Annotated in this window: 16 protein-coding genes, 1 other RNA gene and 1 pseudogene; 6 read left to right on the top strand and 12 right to left on the bottom strand. The window is 61.0% G+C overall.

Features of this window, described 5'->3' with window-relative positions:
• Position 1 precedes the first annotated feature (1 nt).
• The 5 genes from EOW68_RS05855 to EOW68_RS05835 all read right to left on the bottom strand — a co-directional run bounded on the left by EOW68_RS05855 (position 2) and on the right by EOW68_RS05835 (position 3,023).
• Complete coding sequence (locus EOW68_RS05855; RefSeq protein ID WP_128224219.1) at positions 2-670, bottom strand: DUF2110 family protein; 669 nt, start codon at positions 668-670, stop codon at positions 2-4.
• On the bottom strand, positions 670-1,203 hold the full coding sequence (gene tfe, locus EOW68_RS05850; RefSeq protein WP_128224218.1) for a transcription factor E: 534 nt from the start codon (positions 1,201-1,203) through the stop codon (positions 670-672). The genes EOW68_RS05855 and tfe overlap by 1 nt, the downstream gene beginning before the upstream one ends.
• A 149-nt stretch (positions 1,204-1,352) precedes the next feature.
• Positions 1,353-1,886, bottom strand: a complete 534-nt coding sequence (locus EOW68_RS05845) for a tRNA (cytidine(56)-2'-O)-methyltransferase (RefSeq protein WP_128224217.1) — start codon at positions 1,884-1,886, stop codon at positions 1,353-1,355.
• Between the two features lie 17 nt (positions 1,887-1,903).
• Complete coding sequence (locus tag EOW68_RS05840) at positions 1,904-2,533, bottom strand: thioredoxin domain-containing protein (RefSeq protein ID WP_128224216.1); 630 nt, start codon at positions 2,531-2,533, stop codon at positions 1,904-1,906.
• Between the two features lie 43 nt (positions 2,534-2,576).
• A complete protein-coding gene (locus EOW68_RS05835) occupies positions 2,577-3,023 on the bottom strand; it encodes a hypothetical protein (RefSeq protein ID WP_128224215.1) in 447 nt (148 codons plus the stop codon).
• 384 nt (positions 3,024-3,407) lie between these two features.
• Between EOW68_RS05835 and EOW68_RS05825 the strand changes: the two genes are divergently transcribed.
• The gene (locus tag EOW68_RS05825) at positions 3,408-4,667 is read left to right on the top strand and encodes a tRNA (N(6)-L-threonylcarbamoyladenosine(37)-C(2))-methylthiotransferase (RefSeq protein WP_128224214.1); all 1,260 of its coding nucleotides are present in this window, start codon (positions 3,408-3,410) and stop codon (positions 4,665-4,667) included.
• Positions 4,668-4,697: 30 nt separating this feature from the next.
• Here EOW68_RS05825 and EOW68_RS05820 read toward each other — a convergent pair whose 3' ends face one another.
• Both EOW68_RS05820 and EOW68_RS05815 read right to left on the bottom strand, forming a co-directional pair.
• Positions 4,698-5,726, bottom strand: coding sequence for a cation diffusion facilitator family transporter (locus tag EOW68_RS05820; protein WP_128224213.1), 1,029 nt, complete (start codon positions 5,724-5,726; stop codon positions 4,698-4,700).
• Between the two features lie 78 nt (positions 5,727-5,804).
• The gene (locus EOW68_RS05815) at positions 5,805-6,047 is read right to left on the bottom strand and encodes an amphi-Trp domain-containing protein (protein WP_128224212.1); all 243 of its coding nucleotides are present in this window, start codon (positions 6,045-6,047) and stop codon (positions 5,805-5,807) included.
• Between the two features lie 121 nt (positions 6,048-6,168).
• Between EOW68_RS05815 and EOW68_RS05810 the strand changes: the two genes are divergently transcribed.
• Together EOW68_RS05810 and rnpB are read left to right on the top strand one after the other, a co-directional pair.
• Positions 6,169-7,218: a S66 family peptidase gene (locus EOW68_RS05810; protein WP_128224211.1), complete on the top strand. Its 1,050-nt coding sequence runs from the start codon at positions 6,169-6,171 to the stop codon at positions 7,216-7,218.
• Between the two features lie 77 nt (positions 7,219-7,295).
• Positions 7,296-7,670, top strand: an RNA gene (rnpB, locus tag EOW68_RS05805) — RNase P RNA component.
• 274 nt (positions 7,671-7,944) lie between these two features.
• Here rnpB and EOW68_RS05800 read toward each other — a convergent pair.
• The 5 genes and pseudogenes from EOW68_RS05800 to EOW68_RS05785 all read right to left on the bottom strand — a co-directional run bounded on the left by EOW68_RS05800 (position 7,945) and on the right by EOW68_RS05785 (position 15,683).
• Complete coding sequence (locus EOW68_RS05800; protein ID WP_128224210.1) at positions 7,945-8,379, bottom strand: chemotaxis protein CheW; 435 nt, start codon at positions 8,377-8,379, stop codon at positions 7,945-7,947.
• Positions 8,376-9,668: a methyl-accepting chemotaxis protein gene (locus tag EOW68_RS18525; RefSeq protein ID WP_431358770.1), complete on the bottom strand. Its 1,293-nt coding sequence runs from the start codon at positions 9,666-9,668 to the stop codon at positions 8,376-8,378. The genes EOW68_RS05800 and EOW68_RS18525 overlap by 4 nt, the downstream gene beginning before the upstream one ends.
• 54 nt (positions 9,669-9,722) lie before the next feature.
• Positions 9,723-10,169, bottom strand: a pseudogene (locus EOW68_RS18520) (HAMP domain-containing protein); the annotation flags it as partial.
• 656 nt (positions 10,170-10,825) lie between these two features.
• Entirely contained in the window at positions 10,826-14,419 is a 3,594-nt protein-coding gene (locus EOW68_RS05790) for a PAS domain S-box protein (RefSeq protein WP_128224208.1), read from the bottom strand.
• A gap of 217 nt (positions 14,420-14,636) precedes the next feature.
• Complete coding sequence (locus EOW68_RS05785) at positions 14,637-15,683, bottom strand: DUF5787 family protein (protein WP_431358768.1); 1,047 nt, start codon at positions 15,681-15,683, stop codon at positions 14,637-14,639.
• A gap of 80 nt (positions 15,684-15,763) precedes the next feature.
• Here EOW68_RS05785 and EOW68_RS05780 point away from each other — a divergent pair, with 80 nt between their 5' ends.
• From EOW68_RS05780 to EOW68_RS05770, 3 genes are all read left to right on the top strand, one after another.
• Entirely contained in the window at positions 15,764-16,081 is a 318-nt protein-coding gene (locus EOW68_RS05780) for an ASCH domain-containing protein (RefSeq protein WP_128224206.1), read from the top strand.
• A 62-nt stretch (positions 16,082-16,143) separates the two neighbouring features.
• Positions 16,144-16,785 carry a 5-(carboxyamino)imidazole ribonucleotide mutase gene (gene purE / locus EOW68_RS05775; protein ID WP_128224205.1) on the top strand — a complete coding sequence of 214 codons (642 nt, stop codon included), beginning with the start codon at positions 16,144-16,146 and terminating at the stop codon, positions 16,783-16,785.
• A 131-nt stretch (positions 16,786-16,916) separates the two neighbouring features.
• Positions 16,917-17,321, top strand: coding sequence for an NADH-quinone oxidoreductase subunit A (locus tag EOW68_RS05770; RefSeq protein WP_128224204.1), 405 nt, complete (start codon positions 16,917-16,919; stop codon positions 17,319-17,321).
• Positions 17,322-17,324: the final 3 nt, after the last annotated feature.

Genomic DNA, 17,324 nt, shown 5'->3' with positions numbered 1-17,324 from the left:
GTTAGTTTTCGAGCACGCAGAGCAGTTCCGAGGGGAGATACTCACCGATGCCGGCGAGCAGCCCAGGCGGATCGGTTCCCTCCGCACAGATGATGCTCTGTTCGAGCAGGCCGAGTCGCTCGACAGTGACGATATCCTGTGCGTGGCCGGCGCGGTTGACCGTCGCCCGAACCTCTGCCCGGGTTGCGCTGTTTACGTTTACCCGGCCGCTACCCCGCCGCCAGTCGTACAGCTGGTCGATCTGTGACTCCGCGAGTCGCGGCGGCTCGTCGGAGACGAACCGGAGCGGCATATGCTGAACGAGACCGAACCGGGTCCGGATCGCCTCGGGATCGCCCTGCCCGAGCCCGAGTTCGTCACGCCCGATGCGAACCTCGCGGCCAGCGTCGAGTGTGATCCCCGTCTCGTCCCAGGATTCGAACGTGCCGACGTACTCCTCGCCGCGTTCGAGCGTCTCGGGTATCTCGCCCCACTCCTCGCGGAGGATGTTCGAGCCGGCAGTCTCGTCGGGCCCCTCCAGCAGGACTTCGGGGAAATCGTCGTCACGGATGGTGACCGTCACGTCGACGTCGAGATCGCCGACGTCGTTGTCGATCATCGACCGGAGCGACTGTAGCGAACGCTCCCTGGCATCGCCTTCGACGTACAGTTTCGTCGCGAGTACGACCATTAGACCTCGATTTCGGCTGTCTCGGTGCCGAGTTCGTCCCGTAGTTTCTCGATTCGTTCTTCCATCGCGTCGACCAGCCGGGTGTTCTCCATCGCGTCGACTTCGTTGCCACACTCCGGACACTGGAAGCCAAACTCCATCGCCTCGCCGAACTCGAAGCGGATGCCACACCGTTCACAGAGGTAGAACTCGTTTTCCATCTCGTACTCGTAGCGTCCTTCCAGTGCTGCGAGTAAGCGATGCATCTCCTCTTCGAGCTGTTCCGGGATCTCCTCGTACTCGAAGGTCCAGAGGTAGGTCAGCCAGCCCGAATCCTCGTCACGAAGCCGTCGATAGCTCGCCAGATCGTTCTCGTAGAGAATAAACAGTGCCCGGCGAACGTCGTTCAGTTCGAGCCCGAGTTCCTCGGCCAGTTCCTCGTCAGTGACCTCGCCGTCCGGCGGTGCTGCCGCGACGGGCATCCCCTTCGGACCGACGAGCTCGTGGAGGTACTTCTGAATGACCGGATCCTCGAGCAGTTCCTCAAAAGCCATTACACTGATCTGGGGCTGTCGACCGGTTAAAACCATCGGATGACCGACTGGTGGTCGGTACACGGCGGACCTGATCGTGACGCCGATCGGCGTTGATGATCCACGCTCGTCCCCGAGACTCGTCTCGGATTCGCAGTACTCGTCCGGGGTTACCGATCTTCGACGAGCTTGCCAGTTTCTTTCGGGACGACGACGCTGTCGGCATCGTCCCACTCCTGATCCAGTTCGTCGCCCTCGAACAGGTGATCGAGAAAGATCGCCAGCGAGGCTACCTCGGAGTGGGGCTGGTTGGTCACGCCGACGTTGTACTCCGCCGCCTCGTAGACGTCGAAGGGGACCTTCTCCGCGCCGACGACGACGAGCAGCGACTCGCCATCGTGGTGTCGCTTTCGGATCTCGCCCTCGACGTCCTGGATCGGCAGGCCGTACATCGTGAGGTGGACGATCGGCCCCTCCCAGCCGTCGATGATTTCGAGGGGGTCGCTCGTCTCTTCGACCTCGAAGGGGCCGCCGAACCGGTCGGTAATGTCTCTGACCGTCTCACAGCTCTGTGTCGCGTTGGCGATGATCGCCCTGTCGGCACCGAGTGCGCGTGCTGTCAGCCCGACGTGTGTCGTCATTCGCTCGTCGCGCCCCGGCCGGTGACCCAGCCGGACGACGGCGACCTCGGAATCTTCCTGCATGGTAGCGCTGTGGTGGTCTAGTTTATTCTTGCGTCGATCTCTGCGGTCAGGTCGTCCTCGACGAGCTCCCCGTCGAGGACGAACGACGGTGTTCCAGAGACACCCTGACTCTCGCCACGGCTTTTGTCGTCTTCGAGAATACTGTCGTGTGGACGGTCGGTGGCTGCAGACTGGATCGCCTCGGCGTCGAGATCGAACTCGAGTTCGCTCGCTATCTCGCCGAAAATCTCGGGTGCGCCTGTTCCGAGATCTCCCTGTCGGGCGAACACCGTCGATTTGTACTCCCAGAACGCTTCGTCGCCGTGTTCGAGGTACACCTCACGGGCAGCGTTCGCTGCCTGCCAGGACTGATCGTCGAGAAACGGGAAATCACGGTGTTCGTACCGGATCTGTCCGGGTTCGAGATACTGCTGTGCGAGCGCCGGCAGATCCTGCATATTGAACGTCCGACAGTGTGGGCAGGAGAAATCCTCGTACACTTCGAGCGTGACGTCGGCGTTCGGATCCCCTCGAACCGGTGCTTCGTGGTCTACCTGCGGGTCACCGCCACTCCCGCTGGCGCAGCCTGCGAGTGCCACCGTTCCGGCCCCGACAGCACCGAGAAACAGCCGCCGTGAGACGGTTCGGGAGTCGTCGTTGTCGTTCATGGCCGCGGATACGGCTTAATCGTACTTATGCTATGGCATCTCCTCAGGCCCGCGAGAGCTTCCTCCCGTCGACTTTCTTCTTCTCGCCGCCGGCCGTTTTGATCAACAGTGCTGCCCCGTCGTAGCGCATCTCCATGATGTTGTACACCTCTTCGACGCTGCCGGCCTTGACGCGTGCTAGTCCCTCTTCGTCGATCTCGATGAAGGTTTTTGGTGCCTTCTGGCTGCCGAGCTGAACTTCTTTGTCACCGATCTCGACTTCCTTGCCCTTGCGCCGTCCCCAGGCGAACACACACCGGAACTGGGTGCGTGACTCGTCGGCCCGGTCGTGGTCGATCCGCATCTGCTTGTCGAAATCGAAGCCGTGGTGTTCCGTCCACTTCCGGAACAGTTTGTCGTCGAATCGCTTGCTCGCCGACCCGCTGGCTGCCTTGCGGCTCCACAGCAGGTGTGCCTTCGACGGCCGGCCACGGAAGCTCCCGATTTTCACACCTCCTGCTCAGGAGTGGAGTAATATAAATTCTGTAGCTGTCGGTGAGATCTTGTCTGGAAAATGACCGAACTGCTGTCGATCGACTGCTCCGTGTCTATCGAAATTCATTTGATTCTGTTAGTTCAAGCTACTGTTAGTATGGACGAATCGATGGGCATTCAGTTACTCACGCTGTGGTTCGTTCTTCTGATTTTCTTGCAGACGCTGCCTGGAGGGTCGAACTTCTTTATGTCGGTTGTAGGACTTGTCGCTACGCTACTCGTCTTTGCACTTCCGTTCGTAATTATCACAATATTTACCAGACAGTTCACCGAGGGCTGATCCTCGTCGTCACGGTCGAAACGCCGGCTTTTAGTCTGGACATCTCCGAGTAGTTCTCAGATGGCCCGGTATCATATCGAGACCTATGGGTGTACCTCCAACAGGGGTGAGAGTCGCCAGATCGAGCGTGCGCTGCGCGACGGCGGCCACCACCCCGTCGAGGAGCCGACGGACGCAGACGTTGCGATTCTCAACACCTGTACGGTCGTCGAGAAAACCGAGCACAACATGCTTCGCCGTGCGGCCGAACTCGACGAGGAGACACCTGCGGATCTCGTCATCACTGGCTGCATGGCACTCGCACAGGGCGATGCCTTCCGTGAGGCCGGCATCGACGCCGAAATCCTCCACTGGGACGAGGTCCCCGAACACATCCGCAACGGTGAGTGCCCGACGACGACGCCCGACGCCGAACCGATCGTCGACGGCGTCGTCGGCATTCTGCCGATCGCACGCGGCTGTATGAGCGACTGCTCGTACTGCATCACGAAACAGGCCACGGGACGGATCGAGTCCCCGACAGTCGAGGAGAACGTCCGGAAAGCCCGTGCGCTCGTCCACGCCGGCGCGAAGGAGATCCGGATCACCGGCCAGGACACCGGTGTCTACGGCTGGGACCGCAACCAGGGCGAGAGCCTGCTGCCGGAACTGCTCGAACGGATCTGCGAGGAGATCGAGGGCGACTTTCGGGTGCGTGTCGGGATGGCGAACCCGAAAGGCGTCCACGGCGTGCGGGAGGAACTCGCCGACGTGTTCGCCGAGCAAGACAGGCTCTACAACTTCCTCCACGCGCCAGTTCAGTCCGGCAGCGACGAGATGCTCGCGGATATGCGCCGCCAGCACTCCGTCTCCGAGTACGTCGAGGTCGTCGAAGCCTTCGACGACGCGCTCGATTACTGGACGCTCTCGACGGATTTTATCGTCGGGTTCCCCACGGAGACGGACCACGACCACCAGCAGTCACTCGCCTTGCTCCGGGAGACCCGCCCCGAGAAGATCAACGTCACCCGCTTCTCGAAGCGGCCCGGCACCGACGCCGCGGAGATGAAGGGACTCGGTGGCCAGCTCAAGAAGGACCGCTCCTCGGAGATGACCGACGTAAAGATGGAAGTGGTCGGTGAGGCCTACGAGTCGATGGTCGGCACCGAACGTGAGGTGTTGCTCGTCGAAGATGGGACAGACGAGAGTCTGGTCGGCTACGACAGCGCCTACCGGCAGGTCGCCGTTCCGGGTGCGGAAAATCACGCCGACCTCGGCGATATCGTCACCTGCGAGATTACGGGGCAGAACACCGTCTACGCGCTGGGCGAACTCGTCTGAATCTGACCGGTGCAAACCTTCGACCCGGCGCTACTCGTCAGTTTGCTCGCGAGTGTCCTGTCCTGTGACGCCAGCTGGATCGCCACCGTCCATCGCGGGGTCTGTCTCGTCGTGGTTGGCTCTCTCCGATGGGGGACTTTCCGCCCTGTATCTGTCAGCGAGCTCCGCGACGAGTTCGTCGTCTTTCCACTCCCCAGCCTCCTTCGGGTCGATGTGGACGAACACGTCGTCGATTTCGGGGAGTTCCCCGATCGATTCGACGACCTGGGATTCGATCTCGTGCGCTTCGAGCAGCGTCAGATTACCTTCGACCTCGATGTGGAGGCTCACGTCGATTTCGGGGCCGACGTAGTGGGCGACGACGTCGTGTGCGCCCTCGACATCGGGATGGTCGAGCGCCCGGTCGAGAATCTCCACCCGCAACTCCTCTGGCGGGGCCGCCCCGACGAGGTAGTCGAGATTGTCACGGACGACCTCGACACCGGAGTAGAGGATCGCACCACCGACGAGGATCGCTGCGAGTGGATCGAGCACAGGGTAGCCGGCGACAGCGCCGAGGACGCCAGCCAGCGCTGCTGTCGAGGCGAGGATATCGTTACGGTTGTCGATCGCAGTCGCCTGCAACGCGGGTGAGTTGTGGCTGTTCCCGATCGAGAGACAGTACCGGTAGAGGCCGTACTTGACGACGGCACTGAACGAGAGCACGGCGACGGCTGGCGGTCCACGGGCGACCTGGATCTCTCCGGAGAGTAAGGCGAGCGCGGACTGCCAGATGACGATTCCACCGACGGCGAAGATCCCCAGTGCGATGAACAGGGAGACGAACGGTTCGATCCGCTCGTGGCCATGGGGGTGTTCGAAATCCGGCGGTTTGGTCGTGAGATAGAGGCCACCGACGATGACGAGGCTGTAGCCGAAATCACTGAGGCTGTTGACTGCCTCGGATCCGACCGCCAGGCTGCCGCTTTCGAGATAGACCAGCCCCTTCGCGAGTGCGAGCAGCGCATTCGCTGCGAGGATGACAACTCCCACGCGGCGCAACGCACTCCGTCGCGACATTGCTCCCCCGTAGCGTGTCGACGATAATGGGCGTTTGGAACCTGGGTAGTACCGACTGATACTGCCGGACGGAACCCGCTATTTCGTCCACCTGATCTCGTATTCGAGTTCGTACTGCTGGTCTCCCGTTTCTGAATCTGTGAGTCGTTCGAGTTCGACCTCGAATCGGGGACGATCCGGGACAGGCACGGTTTGTTCTTCTGTGTCGCTCACTAGCGTGACGTCGCCCGATTCGATCTGATCCGCCACACCGCGCAACGTGTCGGCAATCTCTGTTCTCGTAACCTGTCTCTCGGTTTTGAATAGCTCTTCTTCCGGCATAGTTGTGATTACGGACTCGACTGCAATATAGCCGGATATCGATTCTCAAAGAGAAAGAACACGCTCCGAGCTGGTCCAGTCCGGGGAAACGAATAACTGTCCCTGTGTCGACGCCGCTCTCATGGGCAGATTCGTCACGCCGTCGCCTGTCGAACCTGGAAGTTCGGTCGCCGTAATCGCCCCGTCGAGTGGCGCTGCGAGGGCGGTCCCGCACATTCTCGAACTCGCACTGGATCGACTCGAAGAGATTTTTGACCTCGATCCGGTCGTCTATCCCACTGCTCGCCAGTCGGATGCGTTCCTCCGCGAGAACTCCCGAGCGCGCGCCGCGGCAATCCACGAGGCGTTCGCTAACCCCGATATCGACGCCATATTCGCGACCATCGGTGGCGACGACCAGATCCGAGTGCTCAACTATCTCGACCCGGAACTACTCGCCGATCACCCGACCCGGTTGTTCGGGATGAGCGACAACACCAATCTCGCCTTGTTTCTCTGGAATCAGGGCATCGTCTCCTTCTACGGCGGGCAGCTGCTCAATCAGGTCGCGACACCCGAACTCCATCCCTACAGCGAGCGGTATCTCCGCCGTGTGCTGTTCGAAGATTCCATCGGGGAACTCGACGCTGCCGGGGAGTGGGCGGATCTCACTGTCGGCTGGCATCACTCGAAAGCGGAGTACGCGAATGCTGGCCTCGATTACGAGCCACTGGGCTGGCGCTGGCGCGGGAGTTCAGATACCGTCTCCGGGCGGCTCTGGGGTGGCTGTCTGTCGATTGTCGCCTGGCAACTGATGACCGACCGATATCTGCCCGCACCCGAACGACTCGACGGGGCAATTCTCGCCCTCGAAACCTCCGAGGATATCCCCTCTGCCGACCGCGTCAGGCGTGTTCTGACGTGTCTCGGTGAGCGTGGACTGCTGGAACGGTTCGACGGGGTACTCGTCGGCCGGCCGGCGACACAGAACTGGCGGGAGTCCAGATCCGAGGACGAGCGTGAGCAGTATCGAACCACTCAGCGTGAGACGATCACAGAGCAGGTTCACCGCTACAACCCAGAACTGCCGATCGTCTTCGACCTGGATTTCGGACACACAGATCCGACGGCCCCGATCCCGATCGGTGGGCGCGTACGGATCGAACCAGAGCAACGGATCGTCTTCGAGTGATTCGGTTGCAGTGCCCCGAGTTTTCTCGACAGCAGTCGATCGAACGGCTTACTGTCCCCCGTATCCTAGCAGGCAGTGGCAGAGGGAGACCGGCTCCCGTGTCCCGGACCGCTGTGCCGATTGGCAAAGCGTTAGGGACATGAGGAAAGTCCCCCCACCAGTCGGGCAGGTGACCGGGTGCAAACCCGGGGTGGGAGACCGCCGGCTCTGGAACAGAAACGATACCACTCTTCCCGACCGATGAGGTGTGCGAACCCCGCGCGAACGGTCAAACCGCGAAGCAACGGGGAGCTAACCCACCGAGGGACGGTGACTTCGTCACCCTGACGGAAGAGAACGGATGGAACGGTGAATCCTCACCGGTGCAAGTCCGGACCGACAAGGTAGCCCGGCGAATGGTTCGGATGCTTAGCCGAATGCCGACAACAGAAGGGGGCTTACTCCCCTCAGCCACACTAGCCTCCGAGCGACTGCTCGGTCGGCAGAACAGACAGCGAAGACGCCCTACGCCCAATCGTCCAGAATTACGATACTATCGGAAGCGATCCACTCGCCGTCCGCAGGCGTCGAAAATAATGCTTTGTTTCTACGTTCTTCGTACTGTATTTCATCCATCTCGTTATGACAGTGGGCTGAACAGGTGATGAGTTTATCACCTTACCTGATAGGTGTCTGCCCAAACCGAGCATCGACCAGACGAATCTGGTCGAGCGCGCACTATCGACGTCAGTTCTGATCAGTCGAGACCGAGCCGTTGACGGTTTCAGGCTCGACCCAGATGATGAAGCCATCGTCGTTGATGACCCCGCTGACGTACGGACTGTCATCGACGGAATCGACGTCTACGTCACGGAGACTGCTGACCTCTCTGACGCGGTCGACCAGCCAGCCGATCCGCTCCTCGCCCTCGATGATGACGACCTGTTGGCTGTCACCGGACGTCTGTAGATCGAAGATACGCCTCAGATCCAGAACTGTCGTGGTCTGGCCGCGTAGATTCGTGATCCCTGCGACCTGCGGCGGCGAATCCGGTACCGAGGTCAACTCGTTTGCTCTGACGATCTCCTCGACAGCATCGATACTGACACAGTACCGCTGCTCGCCGATGGCGAACTCGAGGATCTGGTCCGGTGGAGTCAGCTCCGGGGCTGCAGTCGTCATTGTTCTGGCTCCATACGATCCGTCTTCTCGTCCTCGGAGTCACCGTTCGTGTCCGGGGCCGTGATATCCGTCCAGGGCTCGATCGTGTCCACGTTCGACTCCCGCGGGTCCTTCGCTGGCTTGCTGTGTTCGTTGTTGGCTCCCTCACTGGCCGTCGGTGCGTCTGACTCGGAGTGGTGGCTGGTCTCCGTTCGCAGAGACTGCTCGGCGACCCCGTGGGCTGCCGACGAACCGAGTGACTGTCCACCCACGTCGAAATCCGCGACGTTGTCGTGGAGCCGATCGGCCAGCTGCGAGAGCTGCTGGATGTTGTTGCTCGCTTCCGACAGCGAGGAGGCCTGTTCCTCGGACGCGGCGGAGACGTTCGTCGCCTCGGCGGCAGTCTGCTGGCTGACACTCGACACCTCGTCGACCATCGAGACGACCTCCTCGGTGGATGCCGCCTGATCGTCGGTCGCGTCACTGATCTCCCTGATACCGCTCTCTGCTTGCTCGACTGCATTCGCAATCTCGTCGAACATCTCGACTGCGTCTTCGATCGTGTCCGCACCACTCTGGACACGCTCGCTCATCTCCTCGATATCCTCGACGGTGTCACCAGTCGTCGCCTGGATCTCCTCGATCCGGTTTTCGATCTTCGTCGTCGCGTTGCCTGCTTCTTCGGCGAGCGACTTGATCTCGTCTGCGACCACACCGAACCCTTCGCCCGCCTCGCCAGCCCGGGCGGCCTCGATCGAGGCGTTCAGTGCGAGCATGTTCGTCTGCTCTGCGATCTCGGAGATCATCTCGACGATCTCGCCGATCTGGTCCATCTCCGCGTCGAGCGCCCCGACCTGTTCGGAGGCATCTTCGGCCCGTAACTCGATCGCCTGGATCTCCTCGGTGGCTTCGGATGCGTACTCCCGGCCGGTCTGGCCGCGTTCGACTGCCGTCTGGGCAGTCGCGGAAACCTCCTCCGCGGAGGAGGCGATCTCTTCGACGGTCGCGGACATGTCGTTCATCTCCCCGGCTACGGTCTGGAGTTTCTCGCTTTGCACGTCTGCACCCTGTGAGATCTCGGTCACAGAGGTGGCGACATCGTCACTTGCCGTCTCGATCTCCTCGGCACTCGCAGCCACTTCCTGGCTGGAGGTAGAGACGTCGTCCGTAATCGCCTGCACATTTCTGACGCTCTCACAGAGATTATCGACGCCGTCCTCGAAGTTCCGCAGCACTTCACCGTACTCACCCGGGTAGTCCGTCTCGATATCCTGGCTCAGGTCGCCCCGTTTGAGGTCGTTGCTTGCCATCGAGATCTGTCCGAAACTCTCGGAGAGTCGGTCAGTGCCCTTCTGGAAGTCTGCCAGGACCGCACCGTACTCGCCCGGACGGTCGGCGTCGATCCGCTGGTCGAGCTGGCCCTGACGCAGCGCCTGGCTCGCCTGCCGGATCTCGTCGAAACTGCCGGTGAGTTCGTCGGTCCCGTCGTCGAGACTCACCATGATATCGCCGTACGTGCCTGGGTACTCTGTCTCGACGTCTCCCTGCAGGTTCCCCGTTTCGAGGTTCGTGCTCACGTCCTGGATATCCCCGAAGACCCCCGAGAGGTTCCGCTGCATGTCGTCGAAGGCGTCGACCATCTCCCCGATCTCGTCGTCCATCTCACGGTCGTCCATCTCGGTGTCGAGGTTCCCCTCGCTGATCGACACAGCGGATTCGGAGAGCTGTTTCAGCGGTGGCGTGATGTGGCGGTTGAGCACCACACCGATGCCGATCGCCGAAATAAAGGCAAGCAGCGTGAGCCCGAGCATCTCCATCTGTGTGGTCTGCGTCGTGCTGTCGGCAACTGCCACCTGTGCCGCCATATCTTCCTGGACGGTCTCTTCGAGTGTGTGGGCCTGGTCTTCCATATCCGTTCGCAGCGTGTTCAGATCATCGAGCGAGGCCGCTGCGGCTGACTCGTCACCGGCAGCCTTGGCCTCGAAATACTCTGTGCCCAGCGCATTGTACTCCTCGTGAGTCTCGACGAGTGCCTGCTTTTCTGCGATCGCCTGCTCGTTATCGAGATCGATCGCCGCTGAATGCTCCTCGAAATTAGCGCTCGCTTCGTCGTAGCTCGTCCGTGCGTCTGGCTCGTCTAACTGTGCGGCCTGCACTGCGACCTGCTGCTGTTCGACCGCGACGAGCATCTCCATCGTCCCGTCGAGGTTCTCACCCTCCTGTGCGATGTGATGGGCCTCGTTGTCCAGCTCCCCGACACTCACGTAGCCGAGTGCGCCGGTCGCGGCGACCAGCATCGCGACGAGTAGAAACGACGCGATGAGTTTCGGCCGGAGATTCAGACTGTCGAGCCGTAATTTCTCTGGAAGACTCATACATCCAGAGAATCACTCCGGCTGGTTCAACTAAGATGATAACCAGTTAAGAGCGGGCCGCCAGCGGGGGTTAGACAGTTAACCCTTCGTTCTCAATCGTTATTTTCAGCCTGTGACTCGAAAATCGTCTCCAGCAGTGTCCGGTGAGCGGCCTGCAGATGGTTGTAGACCGCCGGGCCGGAGATGTCGAAACTCGCCGCGAGATCTTCACCTTTCACCCGGCGCGGCGTCTCGTAGTAGCCGCCGTGAAACGCCGCATTGAGTATCTCGGACTGCCGGTCGGTGAGAATATCCGTGATCTCTTGGGTGTCGGGGATCGCCCGGCTGTGGGCCTGTCGCTTCGCGACGAGGTCGATATTCTGGTACCGGGATGTCAGCGAATCGAACAGCGGCCGTTCGGAGACGTTTTCCGGGATGTCGATGCGAACAGTCGTGCCACACTCCTCGGAGCGTGACTCGCGCAGTTGCCCGCTGTGTTTGCTGACAACTGATGCGAGAAATGGCTTCCGGACGAGCAGACTCAGCTGGCTGTGTTCGGCGTCACCGAACCAGTCGGCGGCGTCGATACTGGTCATCGAGACGGCCCGGTCGAGCACCGTCGTCGCGTCCCCCTCCACGACGGTCACCAGAATACGGACGTGGTCAGCAGAGCGTTCGGCAACCGTATCGAGCCTGATCGCGCTCTCGGCCTCCGTTGCGAGGCGCTGTAGCGGGTACGTCGAGTCGGTGAGTTTGAACTCCAGTTCGGTGTGTATCCGCTGGGAGCCGACCTGTTGCTGATCGAGGATCCGGCTGTAGTTTACAAGTAGCGAGCCGACATCGGCGAACAGATCCTCGTAGATCTCCGTGAAGGCGTCTTCACTACGGGAGTACAGTGTCAGGACACCGTAGAGGACACCGTCGTACACGAGCGGAATACTGGTGACGCTGCTAAACTCGTAGGAGAGGGCGTCTTTCGCCCAGGACCCGTCGAAGACGTGGCCGGCAATACTCCCGAGCGAGTACGTCTGATGGTCGTCTGCGGCCCGCTGTGCCGGAAGCGACTGGTCGGATCTGTCAGTCAAAACCGAGTCCAGATACCCTTCCGCATCACCCGCCCACGCGGCAGGCGAGAGGTCGGTATCCTCGCTTGTCGGTCGGCCGATCCAGACGAAATCGACCTGGTCCATCGCGACCAGTTCCTCACAGACGCCAGTTTCGAGGGCATCCTGGCTGTCACTGTCAGCGAGACGTCGCTGGACAGCCTGCACGGAGTCGATGAATCCCCGCAGTTCGTCGACCCGGGACTGCTGGGCCGACAGCTCCGCTGTGATCGCAGTGTGGACCTTGTCACTGCGGAGGCGCTGGAAGGCGGACTCGGCGTTTTCTGTCAACACGTCTGTGAGACTGATGTCGACGGCATCGAACCCGTCTTCGGCGGTCGTGACGGCAGTCATGACGCCGAAATCACCCACTGGAGCGACCAGCAACTGGGTGGCATCCACGTCGATTCCAGTGAGAAGATCTTCGACAACCGCATCTGCGAACAGCCGCGTCTCACCCGTCCGGTATGCCTCCCAGATAGGGTTCGAACCGGGGGAGACGATACCAATTGTGCAGTCGTTGTCGGAGCTGGGGCCAGACTGAACTGTGGGGACCAGAGCACCTGTTTCCTCGTCGTACTGTTTGACACTCGTACAGTAGACATCGAAAGCGTTCTGTGTGAACTCGACGAGGAACTCGGCGATCTCGTCCAGTGTGCCCGGTGGATAGAACTCGCGGGTCGCAGTGTGCAACTCGTTCAGGATGCGTTCGCGCTTTTCGAGCGCATCGATACGCCGCTTGCGGGCAGTGATATCAGTTACGACACCGACCATCCGCAGATCGCCGCCGTCGTCCGCCGAGACGGCCCCGCGACTGTGGACCCAGCGTTCGGTCTCGTCCGTCTGGACCCTGAACTCGATGTCGAACCGCTCCTCACGCTCCCGCGCGGTTTCGAGGGCGTCCTCGACGAGTGGGCGATCCGCCGGATGGATCAACGCCAGATATCTCTCCAGACTGTGCGCTCCCGGCTCGAAGTCGAACAGCTCTGTCGTCGTTCCGAATGCCCTCACAGTGTCGTCGTCCTGTCCGAGGATCCAGATACCGGTGTCGGTCTCGGTGAGGGCGATATCGAGTAACTGGTTTACGTCACGCAGTTTCCGTTCCTGTTCTTTCCGTTCGGTGATCTCCTGCTGGAAGCCGACGAAGTTGACGACGGTATCTGTCTCGTCACGGACCGGCGCGATGTGGAGTTCGTTCCAGAACTCCGTCCCGTCGGCGCGGTAGTTCCTGAGTTCGACCGAGACCGGTCGCTGGTCGTCGATCGCCTGACGGATCCTGGCCACGGTCTCCGGATCGGTCTCCTCACCCTGCAAGAACCGACAGTTGCGACCCAGCACCGCATCGGAGTCGTAGCCGGAGAGGTCGCTGAACTCACGGTTGACGTAGATCATCGGGTTATCGTCCTGCTCTGGGTCGGTAATCGCGACGCCGACCGGTGCTTCGTCCAGTGCCCGACTTTTCCACCGGAGCTCTTCGGCCCGCTCTTTGCGCTCGGTAATATCCTGCGTCATGCCGATTGCCGCCCGAACGGTGCCATCCTCGTCGGCGACCGGGAGTGTCCGGAGGAGCAGCGTCATATCGTCAATGCTCGTCTCGACACTGGTTGTCTCACCGTTCAGTGCTGCTTGATAGCTCTCGACGAACACGTCGCGGTCCCCCGACTCGATATCCCCGACATTCGATCCCTCGACGTCGGCTGGTGTTTGCGCCAACTCGTCGAACAGTTTTCCACCAGCTAGCTGGTATTCGAGCTGTTCGTCGACGAGTGTCACGGCCCCGTTCGGGAAATTTTCGACGAGCGTCTCGTATCGCCGCTCTCGCCGCCGCTTCGCCGACACGTCCCTGACACTGACGATCGCCTTCCGCGTCCCATCAACTGGCGTACAGTCGAAACAGTACGTCTTCGATCCTGTCGGTGTAGCAAGCTGCAGTTCTACGACTGTCGACTCTTCGGCGGTCCCCTCGAACACCTGCTCCAGTGACGTACGCAACTCTGCTACGTTCGAATCCCCGACGAGCAGGTCCTCGAAGGGCGACAGGATCGACTTCCCGGTGAGTGCCGACACTGAACGGTCGGTCCGTGTCTCTGCAGCAGGGTTCGCATACTCGACAGTGTAGTTGCTGTCGACGACGAAGACGGCGTCGTCTGTCGTCTCGGCGATACTCCGGTACTGTTCGAGCCGCTCTCTGGTGTACTCGGCAGTCACGTCGACGAACTGTTCGAGCTGCCCACCGGCCAGTTGGCCCGTGGTGATCGGTGTCCGGGAGTACCGGAGCCACCGTTCCTCGCGTTCTGCTGCCGGCAGTACGTGGAGATCGACGGAGTTCTCAACACCACCCTCCTGGTCCGGGAACTGGTCCGGTTCCTTCAGGGCGGCCCGGATCGACGACTCGACGAAACACTCTCTCCCGGTATCGACAGCCTGCTCTTCGACAGTATCGAAGTACCGCTGGGCCGCCTCGTCGATGCAGTGAACGATCCCATCCGGGTCGACGACGACCAGACCGACTGTCGGAGCATTCACCAGCGACTCGACGACAGCACCGTCGGTCCCGACTCCGTTCTCCGAGAGCATGGTCCCGGTGTTCGTCTCCGTGCTCATCGTTCCACCAGGCCCCAACCAGACGAATACATATGCTTAATACTCTATATTACTATACAAATACTCCGATTATTCTCGATATGCGGTAATGCAACAGAACTGCTCGACGGGAGTCATACTGGTGGCGATACATTCGTCAAGATAGTCGTTACCGTCGAGGGCGGAGGTGATCAGCGCCGCAGCCCTGGTGGATGTCGTCCAACTGAGGACAGTCCGACTACCGATCTGGCTCTGGTCGCTTCCGATCCCGTTGCGCGGCGAGCAGGCGCTTGATCCCCGCACCGGGTCCGCCCTCGATGGGCCAGCCCTGCTGTCGCCAGGTCGGCGGCTCTGGCTCGAACTCCGGACACGACGAGCCACACTGATTCGGCGTCTGGGCGCAGCACTTGGCCCGACAGTAGGGCCTGGCGACCGATTCTGTGGGTTCGAGTTCGAAATGCCGGCAGTCCGGTCGCATCGATTCGGCGTAGGACCGCCAGCCACGCTCGTAGGCCCGCTCGGCAATCGCCCGGCGTTTTCCGGCTTTCCAGTCTGGATCGGCGTACTCGAACCGGCAGGCAGAGGCGTCGTAGCCCCCACCGTCAGGGCGGTCGAGAATCCGCGTTCCGGGGTCATTGGGTGCCAGCAAGCGAGGCTGCCAGCGGACATTCGCAACAGCCGGTCCGCGGTCACCACGGTCGATCGTCAGAATTCCCGCTTCGACGGGCACATCCTCCAGCAACACCGGTTCGATGCGTTCGTCGGTCGCCTCGGTCGCGATCCAGACCTCGTCGGCGAGACCAAGTGCTACGTCGCGTTCGATCTGGGCGAGCAGATTCCGTGCCGCGCTCGCATCGAGATCGGGTTTGTTCTCGATGGCAATAATTCGGTGTATCCAGTCTGGATACTCGTATTTGCGCCGCAGTTGAATCTTGTTCCCGCTCCGTCGCCGGTCGATCAGCCCGCGGTCGGCCGCGCGGTGGACCGCCTCGCGGACGTACTGCCAGGGGTAGCCTGGATGGGGCAGGGCGTCGCGGTACCACTGCCACTCCGCGGGCGCGTGACGAACGACGTGCAACAGATCAGAGTCGAGTCGGTCGCTGCCGAAGTGGGCACGTTGTCGGAGTCCCGCTGGATCACACTCGATGACGAGGGTATCCCAGCGGCGGTGTCTGGTTCCCAGCTGGCGGGCGACGATCACCGGCCGCTCCCGCGACCGCTCTGGCGGCCAGTACTCTTCGGCCCACTGGCAGACCTGGAGTTCGAAGCCGAATTCAGAGCCCACGTTCACTGTGTGCAGTGTGTGGATAGATTTGAAGCTGTCGGCGTCGGTCCATTCTTTGCCCCGGAGGCCAATCTTCGGATATGGCAGAGATCGATCCCGAAGACCTCTTTCCGAACAGCCGAACTGTCGAGGCCGTCGCGGCCGGCAAGATGAGCCAGATCCACCGCGGTAATCGGTACGCCGACGAGGGTGATACCTTCGAACTCGACGGCGATACCTTCGAGGTAGTAGACGTCACCGAACGGACACTCGGCGATATGACCGACGAGGATGCACGCCGCGAGGGCTCGGAGGATCTCGACGCCTACAGAGAACGGATGGTTCACGCTCACGGTGGCAACTTCGAGTGGGACGAGGACGCCGACGTGGTGCGTCATCGTGTCGAACGCCAGGAGTGAGCGCTCGCGGCCAGCGATCGAAATGCTGAACCCTTAGGTACGGCCGGCCCACAGACCCCGGTATGGGAACCGAGGAACTCGACAGACTCATCGCAGAACTCGAAGCGGAGGCAGAGCTGGAGACATCGTCCGAGGAGACGCCAGAGATCGGGATAATAATGGGGTCAGACTCGGATCTCGACGTGATGGCTGGCTCCGAGACGGGTCGACCAGGTGCGTACGATATTCTGACCGACCTGGGGTTCGAGGAACAGACCGACTACGAGAATCCACCAGAAGCGCGTTACACTTTCGAAACGTACGTCGTCTCCGCACACCGGACCCCCGAACTAATGTACGCGTACGCGGAGACGGCCGCAGATCGAGGTATCGACGTCATCATCGCGGGCGCAGGTGGAAAAAGCGCCGACCTGCCGAACATGACCGCCTCGATCGCGTACCCGCTGCCGGTGATCGGTGTACCCGTCCAGGAGAAATCGCTGCAGTCCGTGATCGGGATGCCACAGGGTGCGCCGATCGTCGCGGTCGACGCCGGCAAGTCGTTCAATGCAGCCCTCTCGGCGACCCAGATCCTCGCCCGCGAGCACACCGAACTCCGGGATCGACTCGTCGACTACCACGAGAATCTCAAAGAGGCTGTGGCGGGTGTCTCGGAGGAACTTCATTCGGGTGGAACAGCGGCGTTTCAGGACTGGCGTGAGTGATCGTCAGGGGCCGAGGCAAATCTTCGAACAAACGGAACAAAATACCCACGGAGCGTGGACAAATCGTCGCTGGAAATCGAAACAATCAATCCTTATATGCGGCCGCTCCAAAACACTCGACAGAGACGGAAATGAGTGAATGGATCGCAATCGGGGCGCTGATCGTCGTCGCTGTCACGATTCCGCTGGCGATGATGTTTGTATCGTGGCTGATACGGCCGAGTGTCCCCGAACAGGGAAAACGAGCGACCTACGAGAGCGGCGAGGTACCGACGGGGAGCAGCCGCCAGCTCCGATTTAATATCCAATACTATATGGTTGCGCTACTGTTTGTCATCTTCGATATCGAGACTGTCTTCATCATCCCGTGGACAGTCATCTTCGACGATGCGGTCTCCGAGATCGGCTTCGTCGATGCCTTCCTGCCGATGGCGGCGTTCATCGGACTGCTCGTCGTCGGACTCGCGTGGGCGTGGCGCAAAGGCGCAGTCAGCTGGGTGAAAAGCCCGAAAGCCGAACGCCAGCGGATAGAGTAACTC

The organism is Halovenus amylolytica (genome assembly GCA_004015825.1).
Taxonomy (GTDB): domain Archaea; phylum Halobacteriota; class Halobacteria; order Halobacteriales; family Haloarculaceae; genus Halovenus; species Halovenus amylolytica.
The sequence above is the reverse complement of the archived record's forward strand: the minus strand, read 5'-3'. Positions and strand labels throughout refer to the sequence as shown.